The 17,847-nt window shown below is 69.7% G+C and carries 15 protein-coding genes and 1 pseudogene; 6 read left to right on the forward strand and 10 right to left on the reverse strand.

The annotated features are described in order from the left end of the window. Window position 1: 1 nt before the first annotated feature. Both ACFPIH_RS07415 and ACFPIH_RS07420 read right to left on the reverse strand, forming a co-directional pair. On the reverse strand, window positions 2-1,204 hold the full coding sequence (locus ACFPIH_RS07415) for a 3-dehydroquinate synthase II family protein (protein ID WP_381169410.1): 1,203 nt from the start codon (window positions 1,202-1,204) through the stop codon (window positions 2-4). Then, entirely contained in the window at window positions 1,201-2,031 is an 831-nt protein-coding gene (locus ACFPIH_RS07420) for a 2-amino-3,7-dideoxy-D-threo-hept-6-ulosonate synthase (RefSeq protein ID WP_381169412.1), read from the reverse strand. The genes ACFPIH_RS07415 and ACFPIH_RS07420 overlap by 4 nt, the downstream gene beginning before the upstream one ends. 431 nt (window positions 2,032-2,462) lie before the next feature. On the opposite strand from ACFPIH_RS07420, the gene ACFPIH_RS07425 reads away from it, so the two are divergent. Together ACFPIH_RS07425 and ACFPIH_RS07430 are read left to right on the forward strand one after the other, a co-directional pair. Continuing rightward, complete coding sequence (locus ACFPIH_RS07425; RefSeq protein WP_381169414.1) at window positions 2,463-3,812, forward strand: MFS transporter; 1,350 nt, start codon at window positions 2,463-2,465, stop codon at window positions 3,810-3,812. An 81-nt stretch (window positions 3,813-3,893) separates the two neighbouring features. After that, window positions 3,894-5,132, forward strand: a complete 1,239-nt coding sequence (locus ACFPIH_RS07430; protein ID WP_381169416.1) for an LmeA family phospholipid-binding protein — start codon at window positions 3,894-3,896, stop codon at window positions 5,130-5,132. Between the two features lie 24 nt (window positions 5,133-5,156). Here ACFPIH_RS07430 and ACFPIH_RS07435 read toward each other — a convergent pair whose 3' ends face one another. From ACFPIH_RS07435 to ACFPIH_RS07450, 4 genes are read right to left on the reverse strand one after another with little or no spacing between them, the layout of a single operon-like run. Further along, window positions 5,157-6,359, reverse strand: coding sequence for a Gfo/Idh/MocA family protein (locus ACFPIH_RS07435; protein WP_381169964.1), 1,203 nt, complete (start codon window positions 6,357-6,359; stop codon window positions 5,157-5,159). Between the two features lie 14 nt (window positions 6,360-6,373). After that, window positions 6,374-7,723: an ABC transporter substrate-binding protein gene (locus tag ACFPIH_RS07440; protein WP_381169418.1), complete on the reverse strand. Its 1,350-nt coding sequence runs from the start codon at window positions 7,721-7,723 to the stop codon at window positions 6,374-6,376. Between the two features lie 10 nt (window positions 7,724-7,733). After that, window positions 7,734-8,651, reverse strand: coding sequence for a carbohydrate ABC transporter permease (locus ACFPIH_RS07445; protein WP_381169420.1), 918 nt, complete (start codon window positions 8,649-8,651; stop codon window positions 7,734-7,736). Window positions 8,652-8,669: 18 nt separating this feature from the next. Continuing rightward, window positions 8,670-9,566 carry a carbohydrate ABC transporter permease gene (locus ACFPIH_RS07450; protein WP_381169422.1) on the reverse strand — a complete coding sequence of 299 codons (897 nt, stop codon included), beginning with the start codon at window positions 9,564-9,566 and terminating at the stop codon, window positions 8,670-8,672. Between the two features lie 167 nt (window positions 9,567-9,733). On the opposite strand from ACFPIH_RS07450, the gene ACFPIH_RS07455 reads away from it, so the two are divergent. From ACFPIH_RS07455 to ACFPIH_RS07465, 3 genes are all read left to right on the forward strand, one after another. Beyond that, the gene (locus tag ACFPIH_RS07455) at window positions 9,734-10,894 is read left to right on the forward strand and encodes an ROK family protein (protein ID WP_381169424.1); all 1,161 of its coding nucleotides are present in this window, start codon (window positions 9,734-9,736) and stop codon (window positions 10,892-10,894) included. A gap of 62 nt (window positions 10,895-10,956) precedes the next feature. Continuing rightward, entirely contained in the window at window positions 10,957-11,253 is a 297-nt protein-coding gene (locus ACFPIH_RS07460) for a type II toxin -antitoxin system TacA 1-like antitoxin (RefSeq protein ID WP_381169426.1), read from the forward strand. Continuing rightward, window positions 11,250-11,636 carry a fic family toxin-antitoxin system, toxin component gene (locus ACFPIH_RS07465; protein WP_381169428.1) on the forward strand — a complete coding sequence of 129 codons (387 nt, stop codon included), beginning with the start codon at window positions 11,250-11,252 and terminating at the stop codon, window positions 11,634-11,636. The genes ACFPIH_RS07460 and ACFPIH_RS07465 overlap by 4 nt, the downstream gene beginning before the upstream one ends. A gap of 6 nt (window positions 11,637-11,642) precedes the next feature. Here ACFPIH_RS07465 and ACFPIH_RS07470 read toward each other — a convergent pair whose 3' ends face one another. Then, entirely contained in the window at window positions 11,643-12,581 is a 939-nt protein-coding gene (locus ACFPIH_RS07470) for an amidohydrolase family protein (protein WP_381169430.1), read from the reverse strand. Window positions 12,582-12,735: 154 nt separating this feature from the next. Beyond that, complete coding sequence (locus ACFPIH_RS07475) at window positions 12,736-13,299, reverse strand: helix-turn-helix domain-containing protein (protein ID WP_381169432.1); 564 nt, start codon at window positions 13,297-13,299, stop codon at window positions 12,736-12,738. Between the two features lie 120 nt (window positions 13,300-13,419). On the opposite strand from ACFPIH_RS07475, the pseudogene ACFPIH_RS07480 reads away from it, so the two are divergent. After that, window positions 13,420-14,571 (forward strand): annotated as a pseudogene (locus ACFPIH_RS07480) (MFS transporter); the annotation flags it as partial. On the opposite strand, the gene ACFPIH_RS07485 reads toward ACFPIH_RS07480, so the two are convergent. Together ACFPIH_RS07485 and ACFPIH_RS07490 are read right to left on the reverse strand one after the other, a co-directional pair. Beyond that, entirely contained in the window at window positions 14,572-16,221 is a 1,650-nt protein-coding gene (locus ACFPIH_RS07485) for an FAD-binding oxidoreductase (RefSeq protein WP_381169434.1), read from the reverse strand. Window positions 16,222-16,305: 84 nt separating this feature from the next. Then, window positions 16,306-17,814: a M81 family metallopeptidase gene (locus ACFPIH_RS07490; protein WP_381169436.1), complete on the reverse strand. Its 1,509-nt coding sequence runs from the start codon at window positions 17,812-17,814 to the stop codon at window positions 16,306-16,308. Window positions 17,815-17,847 lie beyond the last annotated feature (33 nt).

Raw genomic sequence — 17,847 nt, forward strand, 5'->3', positions numbered from 1 at the left:
CTCAGACCTCCTTGCAGAACTCGCCGATGGGCAGGCCCACATGGCGCTTGTCCGTGGCCAGATAGCCGAGGAGTTCGTCGCCCTTCTGCAGTTCGGTGACGTTGAGGACCTTCCCGCCCGGCCCGAGCACCCGTACGTGCCAGTCGTCCTGCACGGTCAGGCTGACCAGCCGGCCGTCCTCGGCGTGGGTGCGGATCTCCAGGAGCGGCCGGGATTCGAGTTTGGCCCGGCCGACCACCACCCGCCGGGTACGCCCGTCGGCGCCGACCGCCAGCAGGGCGCTGCCGGAGCCCACCTCGCTCAGGTAGTTGGTGCGGTTGTCGGGTCCGAGCGTGTACGAGTGCAGGGCACCGGCGTTGACCCTGAACGGCCTGGTGGGCATGTACGGCAGCGGGTGGGTCTCACTGCAGCACAGCACGAACCCGGAGGAGTACGAGCCGACGAGGATGCCCTCGTCCTCCTCGAAGTGGGAGCAGGTGTCCACGCAGACCCGGTCGCCGAGTCCCACGTGCCGGATGCTCTCCACGGTCAGCGTCGACAGCTCGAGTTGCGGTGTGGTGGCCTCCAACAGCCGGGCCAGCGCGAACACGTCGTCGGCGCTGCGGGGTGTGAACAGGATGCCGTCCGAGCCGCGTTCCAGCACGTCGAAGACGATCGCGGCCTCCTCAAGACCGTCGACGACGGTCACCAGCTTGCCCTCGGCGGACTCGGCGGCGGCGAGCACGATCTCCAGCGGGATCTTGGTCGGGTCGGCGAAGTGGATGACGGTGTAGGGCAGCGCCATGGCGCCCGAGCACGACAGCCGCAGGGTGCGGTCGTCCCGTACGCCGATGTAGCCGGCGACGGGTGTGCCGGGGCCGGCGGGGCGGTTGTCCGCGGCGAGGGCGTCCAGCTCTTCCTGGGTCGTGAACTTCCGCAGCAGGAGGTCGATGCCGGGGGCCTTCGGCTCCTTGCCGTCCTTCGCCTCCTTGCTCTCCTTGTCGACCTTGTCACCCTTGTCGCTCCTGTCGCCCGGCTTCCTGCCAGGGACGGTCGTGGCGGTGCCCTCCGCGACCAGGACCCGGGTGACGGTCGGGGGCAGCGTGCCGAGGAGTTCCGCGTCGGCGGAGACCACCCCGGCCATCCGGGCGTGGACGGCGGCGTCCACCACCGCCTGGAGCTGCGGCCGGGGTACTTCACGGAGATCGATCCACGCGAACCTCATGCGACACCTGCCACGATCGTCGAGTAGTGGGGGGTTGTGGCGGTCATGCTCATATCGGCGGCGATGCCGTTCTCGCCGTGCACGACCGCGGAGAGCTGGGACACCAGTGCGTAGGGGGAGGCGGCCGAGAAGATCCGGCGGCCGATGGCCAGCCCACTGCAGCCGGCGGCCATCACGGCGGTGCCGTACTCGACGAGGTCGGAGCCGTCCGGCGGACCGCCGGCCGCGAGCACGGGAATGGGGCTGCCCGCCACCACCTCGGCCATCCGCTCCAGCGGCAGCGCGACGGAGGTCTTCACCATGTCCGCGCCCAGGTCCGCGGCGACATTGGCCAGATGGGCGAGGAGCGCCGGGTCGCGCGGGTCCTCGATCCGCGGACCGCGAGGGTAGACCATCGCGATCAGCGGCATGCCCCAGGCCTCACAGGAACGGGCCACCGCTCCCAGATCGGCGAGCTGCTGGGCCTCGGTGTCCGAGCCGATGTTCACGTGGACGCTCACCGCGTCCGCGCCGAGCCGCAGCGCCTCCTCGACGTCGGCGACCAGCACCTTGGCGTTGACATCGCCGGCGCAGGCGGTACTGGCGCTCAGGTGCACCACCAGCGCACAGCGCTTGAGGACGTCCGGAGCGAAGGCGCGGGCCCGTCCCTTGTGCACGATGATCCCGTCGGCACCGCCGTCCACCAGCGCGCGCAACAGGTCGTCCCACTTGTCGGCGGGGACGATGGGGCCGTCCGAAACACTGTGGTCCAGCGGCACGAACAGATGTCGGCCGTCCCCCGCGAGTGAAAGTCTTCTCAGGCGTAATAACTTGCCGGTTTTCAGCATGGGTAATGTGCCTTCCCAGCCTGGAGACCGCATTCAGGAATGTCGAACCAAAGCAGCCTGATGCGGTCGCCATGTCCGAAAAACGATGGTCGTAGAAGTTTCAAGTTACCCCGCGATCAGCATTCCGCGAGTTATCGACCGTTGGCAAGGCGTGACCCCTGTTGAATATTCATACCCCGATTCGCATAGCTAGTTGATAGCTCCCTGACAGGTACCACGGGTTGACGCCGTCCACGCATGCTGTTCCGGTTGCTTCCATGCACAATGAGCCGCTTTACTGCGATGCCACGTGTAAATGGGCGTATTTTCGGCGAGAAGTTTTTTCCACTGGAATTGAATTCCGGGATTTCCGAGATTAGGGTGCCGGGGGCACTCCGACTGGCGCTACCCGCAAGGCCGCCCCCTCCCCCACGTATCGGAAGTGACTACCCATGCCTGAATTACCGGCCAATACCGCCCATAAGATCGTTTCCGATCCGATCGGCGCCGGAGCGCCCGTGTCGGCATCACCGCCGGCGTCGCGGGTCGCGGCCGCGAGCCTGGTCGGCACGACGATCGAGTACTACGACTTCGCGGTGTACGGCACCGCCAGCGCGCTGGTCCTCGGCCCCGCCTTCTTCCCCTCCGGCAACGCCACGATCTCCTCGCTGGCCGCGTTCCTCACGTTCGCGGCGGCCTTCCTCGCCCGCCCCCTCGGCGTCGTCCTGTTCGGGACGATCGGCGACCGGCTGGGCAGACGGCGGGCTCTGGTCCTCTCCCTGATGCTCATGGGTGTGGCGACGGTCGGCGTCGGACTGCTCCCGACGTACGAGACCGCCGGACTCCTCGCCCCCGTACTGCTGGTGACGCTCCGTCTGCTGCAGGGCGTGAGCATGGGCGGCGAGTGGGGCGGTGCGGTGCTGCTCGCCGCGGAGCACGCGCCGCCCGGACGCCGCGCGCTGTACGCGTCCATCCCGCAGGCCGGTCCCTCGCTCGGCTTCCTGCTGTCCAGCGCGGTCATCCTGCCCACGCTGAACATCCTCGGCCGGGACGCCTTCACCGAGTGGGCCTGGCGGATCCCGTTCCTGCTCAGCACCGTCCTCGTCGTCGTCGGCCTGTGGGTGCGTACGACCGTCGCCGAGTCACCGGTGTTCACCCGGGCACCCGCACGGCCCGAGACCCCCTCGGCCCGCTTCCCGCTCGGCACGCTGCTCGCCCTGCACCCCGGCCGGCTGTTCCTCGGCATCGGCGCGGCACTGGGCGGCTCGGCCGTCTACTACCTGACCATCGTCTACAGCCTGTCGTACGGACCGAAGGAACTCGGCATCCCGCAGAACACGATGCTGACCGCCGCGAGCGTCGGCTCGGCGGCCGGAATCGCCCTCACCCTCCCGGCCGCCAGGCTGGCCGACCGGATCGGCCGCCGCCCGGTGATGCTGACCGGAGCAGTCGGCTGCGTGGTCTGGGCGGTGCCCATGTACGCCTCACTGAGTTCGCGCGACGCCTGGGTGATCACCGGGGCCTACACGGTCGGGCTCATGCTGCTCGCGCTGATGTTCTCCCCGGTGGCGGCCTTCCTGCCCGAACTCTTCCCGGCCCGGCTGCGCTACACCGGCGCCTCCACGGCCTTCATCCTGGCCAACACCCTCGGCGGCGGTTTCGCCCCGCTCGTCGCCACCTGGCTGAACAGCCGCTGGGAGTCACCGCTCGTCCTCGGCTTCTACACCGGCGGACTCTGCCTGCTGAGCCTCCTGTGCCTGCTGGCCCTGCCGGAGACCCGGGACCACGAGTTCGACATCTGACGGACGCCGTGATCGTGAACTAAGTCTCATGCCCGGGCCTCAGGTTGCGGGCCGGGGTGGTGCGCATGTTCGGATGAGTCGATGCGCACCCCCCACCGCATGGATCCGCGTCACCGTCCCCACGACCCCTCCGCAGCACCCCGCAACCCCTACGAGGAACTCGCCGACCTCGACGACGGCCCTCTGGACGATTTCCCCGTCGAGGGCGGCGGCGCCGGGCAATGGGCCGAGCGGAAGCCGGAACCCGAGTGGACCCCGCCCGTCCACCGCCGCGGCGGCCGGCGTCGGCGGGGCCGTTTCGCCGGGCTCCCGCTCGCGGTGAAGGCGGTGGCGGGCCTGGTCGTCCTCGCCGCCTTCGCCGCCCTCGCCGACCGCTGGGCACTGCTGTACGCCGAGCACCGGACCGCCGACACCCTCAAGGACCAGCTGAGTCTGGCCGCGGCGCCCGAGGTGGAGATCGGCGGCTTCCCCTTCCTCACCCAACTCGCCGACCAGCGGCTGGACTCGGTGCGGGTGACCGTGCCGGACGTGGCGGCCGACCGGGTGTCACTGGCGAAGGTGTCGGCCACGGCCCATGACATACGGCTGGACGCCGACGGGCTCACCTCCGTGCGCGGCGCCCGTGTGCCCCGGTTCGACGGCGACGTCCTGCTGTCCTTCGCCGACCTCAACCGCGAACTCGGCGCGTCCCAGGTGATGTTCACCGGTGACGGCCGTGACCAGGTCCGGGCCCGCGGCACCCTTCCGGTCGCCGGGCACGATCTGCGGCTGCGCGCCGAGGCCACGATCCAGCGGCAGGGCGAGCGGGGCATCGGCACGGAGATCGGCGGCATACGCCTGGACATCGGGGACCTGGCTACGTACCGCCCCGGCACGGGCGCCTCGGACGGCCTGCACCTGACACCGAAGGCGTCCGCCGGCCTCGCCCGGGAGACCCGTAAGGCGAAGGCGCTGCTGTCGGTCCCGGCCGTCGTGCGGCGACTGGGGGTGTCCGAGGCGGCCGGGCGCGAGGCCCTGGGCGACGACGGCAAGCTCGCCGAGCTGACCGGCTCCCCGCGCTTCGCCCGCCAGGCGCAGGGCCTCAACCTCATCGACCTGGCCCTGGACAACCCCGAGGTGCTCCGCGGCCTGGGCCTCGACCCCGGCCTCCTCGACGCCCTGTCCAAGCTCACCCGACCGGTCCTCGCCGACCGGCTGTCCCTGGCCTTCGAACTGCCCGAACCGAAGCACGGGGACGTGCGGCTGCGGTACGTCCGCGTGGAGAAGGACGGCATCCGGGTACGGCTGACGGGCTCGGATCTGACCGTGGGCAGGTCGTGATCCCGAACTGGCCGCGCCGGAGCGTCAGGCGTCCGGGGCGTCTCCGTGGTCCGGGATCTCCAGCCGTACCCCGCCCCACCGCGCCGACTCGTGGGCGACGATGCCCGGCAGGGTGTAGCGGGCGGCGACCCACGCGTTCACCGACGGCAGGGTACGGGTGTTGACCGCCGTCACGAAGTCGTCCACCAGGAAGTGGTGACTGCCCTCGTGCCCGTTGTGCAGGTTGTCGAACTCCCGCGGCAGCCGTGACCGGTCGTGCACGAGTGCCGAGCCCGAGGTGAAGGCGGCGCGCAGTTCCGGCGCGATGTGCTGGAGGGAAGGGTCGTCGGGGGACATGGTGGGCTTGGGTTCGAGGAGTTCGCTGATGTCCTCGACCCCGTTCTTGTCCTGCCACAGGGCGACCGTGGCGAGTTGCTCCACGCTCCCCTCCGTCCCGAAGAACCGGAAACGCGACTCCCGAATGTGCGAGGGGTAGCCGACCCGCCGGAACTCGTTCGTACGGAACGACCCTCCGCCCGCCACTTCGAACAGCGCGGTGGCGTTGGAGAAGTCGTTGTCGAACTGGCTGACCGACCTGTCGAAGACACCGTCGCCCCGGTCGTCGACCACCCCGATCGCCGACACGCTCACCGCGTGCGTCTGCCAGGCACCCAGCACCCCGCCCACCGAGTGCGTCGGGTACAGCAGCGGCGGATAACTGGCGGTCGCCTTCCAGTTCTCGCCACCGCTGTACTGATACGCCTCGTAGAACCCCAGATCCATGTCGTGGACGTAGTCGCCCTCGGCGTGGAAGAGCCGTCCGAACGCGCCCTTGGCGATCTGGTTGCGGGCGTAGACCGTGGCCGGGTTGTACTGGCTGGTCTCCCCCATCATGTACGTCAGTCCGGTCGCCTTGACCGCGTCGACGATCGCCGCGATCTCCTCCGCGGTGATCGCCATGGGGACCGCGGAGTACACGTGCTTGCCCGCCTCGAGTCCCTGGAGGACCAGGGGGCCGTGGGTCCAGCGCTGGGTGAAGATCGCGACCGCGTCGACGTCCGGGGACTCCAGCATGGCCTCGTACGAGGGGAAGGTGCCCGCCAGCCGGTGCGCGGCGGCCAGTTGTTCGGCCCGTTCGGGCAGCAGGTCGGTGACGTGGACGTCGCCGACGCCGGGGTGGGCCTGGAACAGCGTGGCGAACTGGCCGGAGAACTGGCCGGCGCCGACGATGCCGAGCGAGAACGTCATGTGAGGCGTGCCCTTCACTGGTCGAGGATCAGGTTGATCTGGCTGTTGGTCCGGTCGAGGCTGCCGACGGACTTGCCGTTGCCGTAGATGTCCTGCATGGCCGGGTGCATCAACGCGTACACGTCGGCCGCGTAGTTGGTGATCGGATAGGAGAAGGTCGCGAAGTCCTTCGGGTCGGCGACGGGCCTGGTGAAGGCCGTGACGTCGATGCCCTTCTTCTTGTACGCCGCCACCGCGGCGTTCGTGCCGCCTGGGGTGGCGGGGAAGACGGCGCCGTAGCCGCCCACCGTCTTCTGGCACTCGTCCGACGACAGGTATTTCACCCACTTGAGGGCGCCCGGCTTGTTGCGGGCGTTCTTGGTGACGGAGTCGGCGAGGCCGTTCATCATCGTGGCGCGCTTGCCGGTGGGCCCCTTGGGAGTGACCGCGGTGGCGATCTTCATGCCCTTGAATCCGGCGTACGTCGAGATCATCCAGGCGCCGTCGAAGGTGGCCGCCGCCGTGCCCGCCGCCACCTGGGCGTTGCCCGGGCTGGACTGGATGTTGTAGGCGGTGAAGGGCGCCATGTAGCCCTTCTTCGCCAGCCCGAAGTACCAGTTGATCACCGACTGGAAGGTCTTGCTGTCGTACTGGTACTCGGTGCCCCACCGCTTCTTGTCGGTGTAGGTCCAGCCGGCCGAGGCGGCGAAGCTGCTCCACTGGGTCTGGCCGTCGCCGTCACCGCCGCCGTTGCTGGCGAGGCCGTACGTCTTGACGTGGTTCTTGTCGAAGCCGGGCTCGTCGCCCCGTTTGCCGTTCCGGTCGACGGTGAGGTGGGCGACGGCCTTCTCGAAGGTGCCGCCGTCCTGCGGGTTCCAGGACAGGTCGCCCAGCTGCCCGGCGGTGAGGCCGGCGGCCTTCGCGAGCTTCTCGTTGTAGAAGAGGGCGACGGTGTCCCAGTCCTTGGGGGCGCCGTAGCGGTGACCGTCCTGGCCGATCCAGTTGTCGGCGAGGCCCTTCTGGTAGGCGGCCGGATCGATACCCAGGCCGTCCAGCGGCTCGAGCACCTTCAGGTCGGCGAACTGGCCGAACTTCTGGATGTGGTCGGTGAACACGTCCGGCTCGGTGCCGGCGATGAAACCCGCGGTGAGCTTGGTCCAGTAGTCGTCCCAGCCCAACTGGGTGATCTTGACGTGCAGTCCGGGGTTCGCCTTTTCGAATCCCTTGGCGCACGCCTGGTAGGCGGGCTGCTGGTTGGCGTCCCACAGCCAGTACGTCACCGTGTGGGACGAGGACCCGGCCCCGCCGCCCTTGGCGCATCCGCTCACCAGGGACAAGGTCAGCGCGCCGGTCAGTGCCACGACCGTACGCATACGAACTCGCATGTGCGTCCCCTTACTTGATGCCGGTGAAGCTGATGGAGCCGACGATGCGGCGGGCGAAGAAGCCGAACAGCACGAGCATCGGCAGCGCGGCGATGAGCGTGGCCGCCATCAGGCCCGACCAGTCGGTGCCGCTCGCCGGGGTCTGCGCCCGGAAGATCGCGAGCGCCACCGTGAGGACGCGGGAGCTGTCGCTGTAGGAGACCATCAGGGGCCAGAAGTAGTCGTTCCAGGACGTGATGTACGTCAGGACGGTCAGCGTCATGATCGGCGCCGACGCCATCGGCAGCAGCACCCGGAAGAAAATCCGCACCTTTCCGGCGCCGTCGAGCAGGGCGGCCTCCTCGACCTCGCTCGGGATGTTCATGAAGAACTGCCGCAGGAAGAACACCGCGAACGGCGTCATGAACATCGTCGGCAGGGCGATGCCCAACAGCGTGTCCACCAGGCCGAGTTGCTTGATGAGTACGAAGTTCGGCAGCAGGGTGAAGATCGCGGGCACCATCAGCCCGGCCAGGAACAGCCCGAACACCTTGTCCCGGCCGCGCCACCGCAGCCGTGCGAAGGCGTACGCGGCCATGGCGGAGAAGAAGATCTGGCAGCCGGTGACCAGGGTCGAGACGATCACGGAGTTGAGCAGATAGCGCCAGAACCTCAGCCCGCCGCCCGAACCGCCCTGGGCGATGGCCTCCTTGGTGGACTGCAGCCCCAGGGCGCGTTCGAAGCCGCCGGCCGTCAGGCCGACGGGCAGGGGGTCGGCGGGGTCGGCGGCGAGTGCGGGGTTGGTGGACAGCGCGGTGCGCAGGATCCAGTAGAACGGCAGCAGGGTGATCAGCAGAATCGCGGCCATCACCACCCAGGCCGCGATCCGGCCCACGGAGGGCCGGCGCCTGGCGGGCCGTACGGTTGTCGTCATTGCCACGGCAGCCATGTCGGTCGCTCCCTTCCGTCAGCCGAGGTCGGTCTGGCCGGCCCGGGTGAGCCGGTACTGGACGAAGGTGATCGCGCTCAGCACGACCAGCAGGGCCACGGACATCGCCGAGGCGTAGCCGAACTGGAAACGGCCGAAGGCGGCGCCGTAGATGTAGAACTGGAGCACGTTGGTGGCGTTGGCCGGTCCGCCGGCCGTGGTCACGGCGACGGTGTCGAACACCTGGAACGAACCGATCACGGTCATGATCAGCACGACCGCGAGCACCGGTCTCAGCAGCGGCAGCGTGATCCGCCAGAACATCCGCCCCTCGCCGGCGCCGTCCACCCTGGCGGCCTCGTACAGGTGGTCCGGGATGGCCTGGAGACCGGCGAACAGCAGCAGTGCGGTGTAGCCGACGTGCCGCCAGACGTTGATCAGCGCGATGGTCGGGATCGCCCAGGTCTCGTCGGCCAGGAAGGGGATCTTTTCGAAACCGAGCCCCGAGACGATCTCGTTGCCGATGCCGAGCTGGGTGTCCAGGATCCACAGCCAGACCACACCGGCCACGACGTTGGACATCAGGTACGGCGTGAGCACGATGCCGCGCAGCAGCGCCGACCGGGTCAGCCGCTGCAGCAGCACGGCGATGGCCAGGGCCGCGACCGTCTGGACGCCGATGTTGATGACGACGTACTCGACGGTGACCTTCAACGAGTCCCAGAAGATGGGGTCGTTGACCATGCGTACATAGTTGTCCAGGCCCACCCACTCGGCCGGGGTCAGCAGGTTGTAACGGGTGAAGCTGAGATAGATTCCCCGCAGCGTGGGCCAGAGCAGGAAGACCGTGAAACCGATCAGAGCCGGTGCGATGAACACCGCGGCGAGACGTCCGTCTCCCCGGTTCTCGGTCCTGGCCCTCGTGGCGACGGTCATCGGCAGACTCCCTCGGATGAAGCGGCTCGTCCTCGGATGGCCTTTACTTTCGATGCGAAAGAATCAGTACGTCAAGAGTCGCGCAAAATTGTTTCCCGACCGTCCACACTCCACCTACAGTGACCTTGTTGTTTCCGTTTCGAAAAAAATGATCGGGGAGCGACCTCATGACCGCACGTGCCGCCAGCTGGCTGCCGCTGAGCTCGGGCGAACGCTCCGTGGCGATCGAGGTCCTCGTCCACGGGCCGCTGTCGCGCACGGAACTCGCCCGCCGGCTGGACCTGTCGGCCGGCAGCCTCACCCGGCTGACCAAGCCGCTGATCGAATCGGGCCTGCTCGTGGAGGTCCCCGAGTCGGGAACCTCGACGGAGGCGCGCCAGGGCCGCCCCTCGCAGCCGCTGGACGTGGTGGCCGACTCCCGCTCCTTCCTCGGTTTCAAGATCACCGAGGAGATGGTCTACGGCGTCGTCACCACCCTCAGGAGTGACATCGTCGCCCGTCACGACCGCCCCCTCACCACCCACGACCCCGCCGAAGTAGCCGGCCTGCTCGCGGAGATGACCGCCGAACTGGCCCGTGACCATCCGCGCCTCGCCGGAATCGGTATCGGCGTGGGCGGGCTGGTGCACGACCGCGCCACGGTCGACGAGTCCCCCTTCCTGCACTGGCGGAACGTGCCCCTGGCCGAGTACGTCGAGGAGCGCACCGGGCTGCCGGTGGTCGTCGAGAACGACGTCGCCGCCCTCGTCGAGGCCGAGACCTGGTTCGGCGCCGGACGAGGACTCGACCGCTTCGTCGTGCTCACCATCGGCGCGGGCATCGGGTACGGGCTCGTCCTCGGCGGCAAGCGGGTCCCCACCGCCGAGGAGGACCGCGGTTTCGGCCGCCAGTGGATCCTCGATCCCCACGGCCCCCTCACACCCGAGGGCCAACGCGGCAGCGCCGTCTCGCTGCTGACCGTTTCCAGCATCCGCTACCAGATCCACGCCGCCACGGGCCGCGACCTGGGCTACGAGGAGATCCTCGCGCTCGCCGCCACGGGTGACCCCATGCCGGCCCGCGTCGTCGACGAGGCCGCCCGCGCCCTCGGCACCCTCGTGGCCCAGATCGCCAACTTCGCCATGCCCCAGAAGATCCTGCTCGCCGGGGAGGGGGTCGGCCTGATGGACGTGGCAGGCGGCACCGTGGAGGAGACCATCCGCCGCAACCGGCATCCCCTGGCCGCACCGGTCGACCTGGAGACCAAGGTCTCCGACTTCCACGACTGGGCGCGGGGTGCCGCCGTACTGGCGATCCAGGTGCTGGTGCTGGGGGCGGCGGACGCGTGAACTCCACGGAGGGCAGTGACGTTTCCGGGACAGGCCGTGGTACCACTGGTACCGTGGGTGCCATGTCGGACCCCAAGGCAATGAATCTCCGCTTTCCCGACCCTCAGCAGCGGGCGGCCATCGCGGCAGCCGCGAAGCAGGCGGGCGTCAGCATGCAGGAGTACATCCTCTCCGCCGCCTACGACCGGGCGACCGCGGTGGAGCAGCGCTTCCTCGAGGGCTTCAGGGCGTCCATGGCCCGCAGTGGCGCGGCCTTCGCCGCTGAGCCCAGCAGTGTGGACCCCAGCGGCGAGCAGCGGGCGGCCGAGCAGGAGGCACAGCGGGAACTCGGCCATCAGGAGCGAGGCCACGCCGCGTGACCCAGCCGGAGCCGTTCCATCCGCTCGACGTGACATTTCTGCTGCATGCCGCCGAACTGCTGGAGGGTGATCCCCAGGTCGACGACTACGGGCCGCTCTACGCCGCGGTGGCCCGGGTCAATGCCAGGGCGATGGAGCGCGACATCTACGGGTCCGTACCTCTCAAGGCCGCCGCGCTGCTGCAGACCCTGGCGAAACTTCCGTGCCTCGAACACTCGGGCGAGGCCTTCGCCTGGCACGCGACCGAGGCCTATCTGATCCTCAACGCACACGAACTCGACTACGCGCCCAAGGCAGCCGTCGCACTCGTACGCGACGCCGCCGCCGGATCGCTCGGCGTCGCCCGCATCGCCCGCCAACTGCGCGACTGGTCCGCCGCCTGAGCCCGGTCAGGGCAGGGCAAGCCGGGGGACGAGGAGTTCGGCGTTGCCTCGGTTGACGGCGTGGAGCTGCCCGGGTTCCCAGTGCGGGTAGTCGTCAAGGCCGCTGTCGAAGCCGGTGGCCCACTCCTCGGGAAGCATGGGGAAGTCGCTGCCGTACAGGACGTGTCCGGGGGCGGCGAAGGCGAGCAGTGAGGGCAGGGCGGCCGGGCCGGCGGAGATGGCCGTGTCGAAGTAGAAACGCCGAAGCTCGCTCAGCACGCCCTCGGGGGTGGACTCGGGGTGAAGCCGGGCGGCGACCGCGAAGCGGTGGGCGGCGTACGGCAGGAAGCCACCCGCGTGGGGAAGGACCATCTTGATCCGGGGGTACCGTCCCGGCACACCGTTCAGCGCCAGATGGAGAGCCGTACGGGCCGTGTCGTAGGGGAAGTCCACCAGCGGGCTGGGCAGACCGGGGATCGGCGCGACCGGCGGCGCGGTGGGGTGGACCAGGACGACGGCGGCACGGGCGTCCAGCTCGGCCCAGAGCGGCTCGAACGCCGGGTCGCCGAGGTAACGGCCGTGCACGTTGGACAGGACCATCAGCCCGTCGGCGTTCAGCTCGTCCAGTGCGTGGGCGGCCTCGGCGAGCGCCGCGTCCATGTCCGGCAGGGGGAGGGCCGCGAAGTGACCGAAGCGGTCGGGCCGGTCCTTGACGACTTCGGCGGTGTACTCGTTCACGCTCCGGGCGCCGTCACGGGCTCCGGCGGGGTCGTCCGGGGCCGCGAGCGGTGCGGGAAACGACAGAAGGCCCGTGGCGATCGACCTGCGGTCCATCATCGCGATCGCTCCCTGGACGTCCCACGCGGGAGCGGGCCAGCCGAGGGCCACGGCTCGCTCGGCCGTCGCACGGCTGAAGTCCGGTGGGATCAGGTGTTGGTGTACGTCGATGCGCGCGGGGTCCGACATGTCTGCGCGAGCCTCCTCGGGTACGGGGTACAGGGCTGCGGCGGGACAGCCCGTCCCGACGAGGTACCCCCTGGGTGAGGGCGACGGGGGCGGACGGGCCGGTCCGGCCCCGGACAGCGGATACGGCCGAGCGGAGAATCACCCGGGCGGGCGATCACACGCTCGCGGGATGGCCGCGGCGGGCGTCGCGGTCGAAGATGCCCAGGATCTCGCACGGTCCGCCCTCGGCGCCGATGGCGTGCGGGAGCATCGTGGGGAACTCCGCCGCCTGGTTGGTCTCGATCCGCAGGCGCCGGTTGCCCAGGAGCAGGATCGCGGTGCCGAAGAGGACGACGAGCCATTCGCGGCCCGGATGGGCGCGCATGCGTGAGGGCTTGTCGGGCGGTGGGTCGGTTATGCGCTGGCGTACGACGGTCATGCCGGGATCCGCCTTGACGGGCCACCGCATCAGCCCGTGGGTCGCGTCGATCATCGGGTGGGAGACGACGTCGTCCGTGGCGGTCTCGACCAGTTGGTCGAAGGAGGTGTCCAGGGCGCGCGCGAGGGTGACGAGCTGGTCCAGCGCCAGACGGCGTTGACCGTTCTCGATGCGGCTGAGCGTGGACTGGCTGACCCGGGCGCGGGCGGCCAGCTCCTCCAGGGACCAGCCCTGCGCCACGCGCAGGGCACGGATGCGTTTGCGTACCAGGCTGTCCAGCTCATCATCGTCTTGCGTCATCGTGCGGCGCCGGCGCGCGTCGGGGACGGCGTTGCCGGATCCGGGTCGGTTCGCAGTCACGGAACTCGTGGGAGGCATGGGACTCATGGGAGGACGTCGCCCAGCCCGACCTCGCCGTCGCGGGGACGGGCGATCGGTGTGTGGACCGGTGTGGCAGGCGGTGGGGGCATCCTGGGCATGTTCCTCTCGGCCGCCCTGGTCGATGTGGCGAACTGGCGGTGGCTGTTCGTCCTTCCCATCGCACTCGTTCTGGTCGCCCTCGTCATGGTGCTGCGAGCCGTCCCCGACTCCCGTGAGGCGTCCGGGCACGGCTTCGACACCGTCGGCGCGCTGACGTCCGTCGTCGCGGTGGTCGGGCTCATCTTCGTCCTCCAGGAAGGGCCCGAGCGGGGTTGGACCGCCCCCGCGACCCTGCTCGGCCTGGTCGTCGGTGTCGTCGCCGCCATCGGCTTCGTGGCGTGGGAACTGCGCCGCCGGGACGCGGCCCTCCTGGACGTGCGCCTGTTCGGCGAGCCCGCTCTGGCAGGCGGCTCGATCACGCTCCTGGCGGTCTTCGGGGTCCAGGCGGGGATCTTCGTGGTTCTCTTCCCGTTCTTCCAGGCCGTCCTCGGCTGGTCGGGGCTGCTGTCCACGCTGGCGCTGATGCCCATGGCCGTGCTGATGATGGCGGCTTCCGGACTCGCCCCACGGCTGGCCGCGCGGATCGGTCCCCGAGCGACCATGGCCACGGGCATCCTCCTGGCCGGCGCCGGTCTGGCACTGATGGCCGCCCTCGTCTCCGTCGACGGCGGCTACCTCTCCGTCCTTCCCGGCATGCTCGCGATGGGCACCGGCATGGGCCTGTCGATGACACCCTCCACCGAGGCCATCACCAGCGCCCTCCCGCAGGAGCGCCAGGGTGTCGCGTCCGCGCTCAACGACGTCACCCGCGAATTCGGCACCGCGCTCGGCGTCGCCCTGCTCGGAGCGCTTCTGTCCGCCGGCTACCGCGACGCCATCGACTCCCGGCTCGCGGGCGTGCCCCACGACCCCGCCGGCACCGCGCGTGCGGGCGTCGCCAACGCCCTCGACGCCGCCGACCGGGCCGGCCCCCATGGGCAGGCACTGATCCGCGCCGCCCAGGAGTCGTTCGTCGACGGCTGGCAGCACGCCATGTGGGCCGGAGTCGCCGTCATGGCCGCCCTCCTTCTCCACATCCTCGTCCGAGGACCGAAGCACCCCGCTCGCACACCGGCGAAGGAACCGGAACCGGTCGACGCCACCGCTCCGTAGCTACGGTGTCTTCGGCGGGTGGACCGACTGCTTGTGGCGGAAGACGTCGTGCGGGTCCCACAGCTCCTTCGTCCGCTGCAGGCGCTGGTAGTTGCCCTTGTAGTAGAGCTGGTGCGACGACTGGCCGGAGATGTTGAGTTCCGGGTCGTCCAGGTCGGTGTCGGGGTAGTTGATGTAACAGCCGTCCGTGTTCACCGACCGGAGTGAGTCGACGGCCGGGTCCGGCACCGCCGGTACGCCACCGGTTGGCCGGTACACGTCCTGGTAGAGGGCGCGGATCCAGCGCAGGTTCGGGCCGGCGATCTCCGGGTCCAGCTCGGCGTCCCGGTAGTCGTAGGCGCCGTCCTTGTCGATGTCCTCGCCCCAGGTCCAGTAGACCTGGTACTGGAGCTTGAGAATCGAGGAACGCTGCGGCACGGCGGTGTCGTCCGCCTTCACGTCGTTGACCGCCCCTCCGTAGGAGTCGACCTGGACGAGCGCGTCGGGGTTCGTGAACTCGGCGTCGGTGAGGTGGCGGTGGATCGCGTCGATCTGGTGGTCGGTGAACCCGGTGGTCATGTAGGCGGACTTGTACTTGCCGCAGCGGTTGGGGCCGGAGCCGTTCAGGGTCTGGGTGGCGGTGAGCCAGGGCAGGCGGGTCGGGATGAACAGCGTCTCCTGCGCGGGGTGTTCACCGATCTGCCGGTCCAGCGCCGTCTCGGCGATGTGGTGGCCGCTGCCCGTTCGGAACCCCTCGGTGATCCAGCTCAGGAAGGCGGCCAGGCGCGCTGTCGAGTCCGTCCGGGTGCCGTCGAGCTGGATGGTCAGGCCGACCTTGCCGCTGCTCATGTGGGTGAGCTTGAGGAGGGTGAACATGTCGCGGTATCCGTAGTGACGGATGAAGTCCGGCCCCGTGCCGCTGTGCTCGTGTTCGAAGAACTCCCCGTAGCGGCGGACGAGCGACTTGAACAGGTCGGGACGCTGCTTGAAGTCCGCCCAGTCCCAGGCGACGGACCTCAGCAACACCTGGGCCGGCGGGGCCTGAAGTCCGCGGAACCAGTACCGCGTGATGACACCGAAGTTCCCGCCGCCTCCTCCGGTGTGCGCCCACCACAGGTCACGCAGCGACTCGTCCTCGGAGTCCTTGCAGGCCACCGTGACCTCGGGGGTCTCGCCGTCGGCGACGGTGACCACCTCGACGGCGTACAGATAGTCCACCGTCAGACCGAACAGCCTGGACAACAGGCCGTACCCGCCGCCCGAGATGTGGCCGCCGAGGCCGACCGAGTAGCAGGAACCGCCGGGCAGGGCCAGGCCGGTCGACCGGTAGAGCTGGGTGGTGCTGTGCCAGTTCGTCGCTCCCGCCTCGATGCAGTACGCGTCCATCTCGGGGTCGAAGTACACGCGGTTCATCGGGCTGACGTCGATGATGACGCCGACATCCTCGGAGGAGACGAAGCCCTCGTAGCAGTGTCCCCCGGAGCGAACCGTGATCCGGCGGTCGGATTGAGCCGGATCGGCGCGGAACTTGGCGAGCGCCGCCACCACGTCGTCCGTGGACGTGGCCACGACGACGTAGTCGGGTTCTGCGATCCAGCGCTGATTGAACCCGCGGCGCAACGCGTCATAGCGCGCGTCCTCCGGACCGACTTCGATCGGACTTACGGACATGACAACCCTCCGCATGGTAACCGAGTGCGTTCCTTAGGCAACCTACGGTAATCGGCAGGGTTGGAGCCGGGAGTTCTCCCTGTTTCACTCCTCCGGGGCGCCGAGCGGCCGGTCCGGGGAAGGGATGACGCGGGCCGTGAGGTCCGGGGCCGGCATGGCGGGGTCGAAGGGGAACATCGGGCGGCGGATGCGGTGGTGGCCGAGGCGCGGCAGGTCCTGGTCGACGCCGCCCGGGGTGAGCGCCATCTTCCAGTCGGCGGCCATCGCGAAGAGCTCCGGTTCCAGGTAGCCGATCTTGACGATGACGACGTCGGCCGTACGCGGGTTCAACTCCAGGTCGGTGAAGTCGTGTTCGTGGTGGTACGGCTTGCGCAGCCGGGTCAGGATCACGTACACGCCCCCGACCCGCAGGACGGCCTCCGTCTCCGCGTCCCGGTCGCCGTGCCGGACCGCGTGAACCACGCCGGTCATGGTGAGCGGCCCGGAGTGCCGGTCGTCGACCTCCGCGCCCGCGGTCACGGTGACCGTCGCGCCGACGCCCGCCCGCACGGCGGTGTCGACCGCGGCCGGCCCCGGCAGGGAGGCGTACAGCACGGTCGGACCGGACGGGTCCTGGAACTCCGGGCGGGCCAGCACCTGGCGAAGGCCCCAGGTGACGTCGCCCGCGCCGCCGGCCGTCGGATTGTCACCGGTGTCGCTGACGAAGTACGGCCGTGCCGTGGCGGCGAGTGCGGCGTCGAGACAGTCGTCGAGGGTGCCGGTCGGGGCGACGAAGGCGAAGTCGTGCCGCGCGGCCCAGAAGCCGCGGGCCAGCCGCTCGGCGCCGGTGGTGACGGCGGCCTCGTCGGGGCCGGTGACGACCACGGCCGCCCGGTTGCGCGGCTCGTCCGCCCACGCGTAACCGACCCAGATCGCCGCGTCCGTCACCCCGTCGGCCGCCGCCACCTCCTCGACGGCCGCGTACACGCTCCTCGCGGGCTCGATCCGGGTCGAGGTCTGCTCGCCGGCCAGCAGCACCGGCACCGGGATCCACGCCTTGACCGGACGGGGCGCGCCGCTCGCCAGGTGCTCGACGAGGTTGCGGGCGGCGCGCTCCTTGGTCTGCGTGACGTCCTCGTGCGGGGCCGTGCGGTAGCAGGTGATCAGGTCGGTCAGATGGACCAGCGCGCGGGAGACGTTGCCGTGCAGGTCCATGGAGGCCGAGACGATCACGTCCGGGCCGACGGTCTCGCGGATACGGGCCAGCAGTTCCGCCTCCGCGTCCTCGACGCCCTCGACGGTCATCGCGCCGTGGATGTCGTACCAGAGGCCGTCCACCGGCCCCGACTCCTTGAGACGGTCGATCAGTTCGGCGGACAGCGCCGCGTACGCGGAGGCCGTCACCGTGCCGCCGGGCAGAGCCTTGCCGACCAGGGTCCCGTGCCAGTCGGCGGCGGTGCGCAGCGGCCGGCCGGGGGCCAGGAACGGGTAGCGGGCGAGGACGTCGGCGCCGCGCTGCGGGTGGAAGGCGGGCGCCTCGGTGCGGGCCGGGGAGAACGTGGACGACTCGATGCCGAGACCGGCGACGGCGATCACGGGACGGGTAACGGGCATGGTTCCTCCGCACATTGACAGATCGTCACATTG

It is taken from the genome of Streptomyces vulcanius (genome assembly GCF_042653945.1).
GTDB classification, from domain to species: Bacteria; Actinomycetota; Actinomycetes; order Streptomycetales; family Streptomycetaceae; genus Streptomyces; species Streptomyces mangrovi.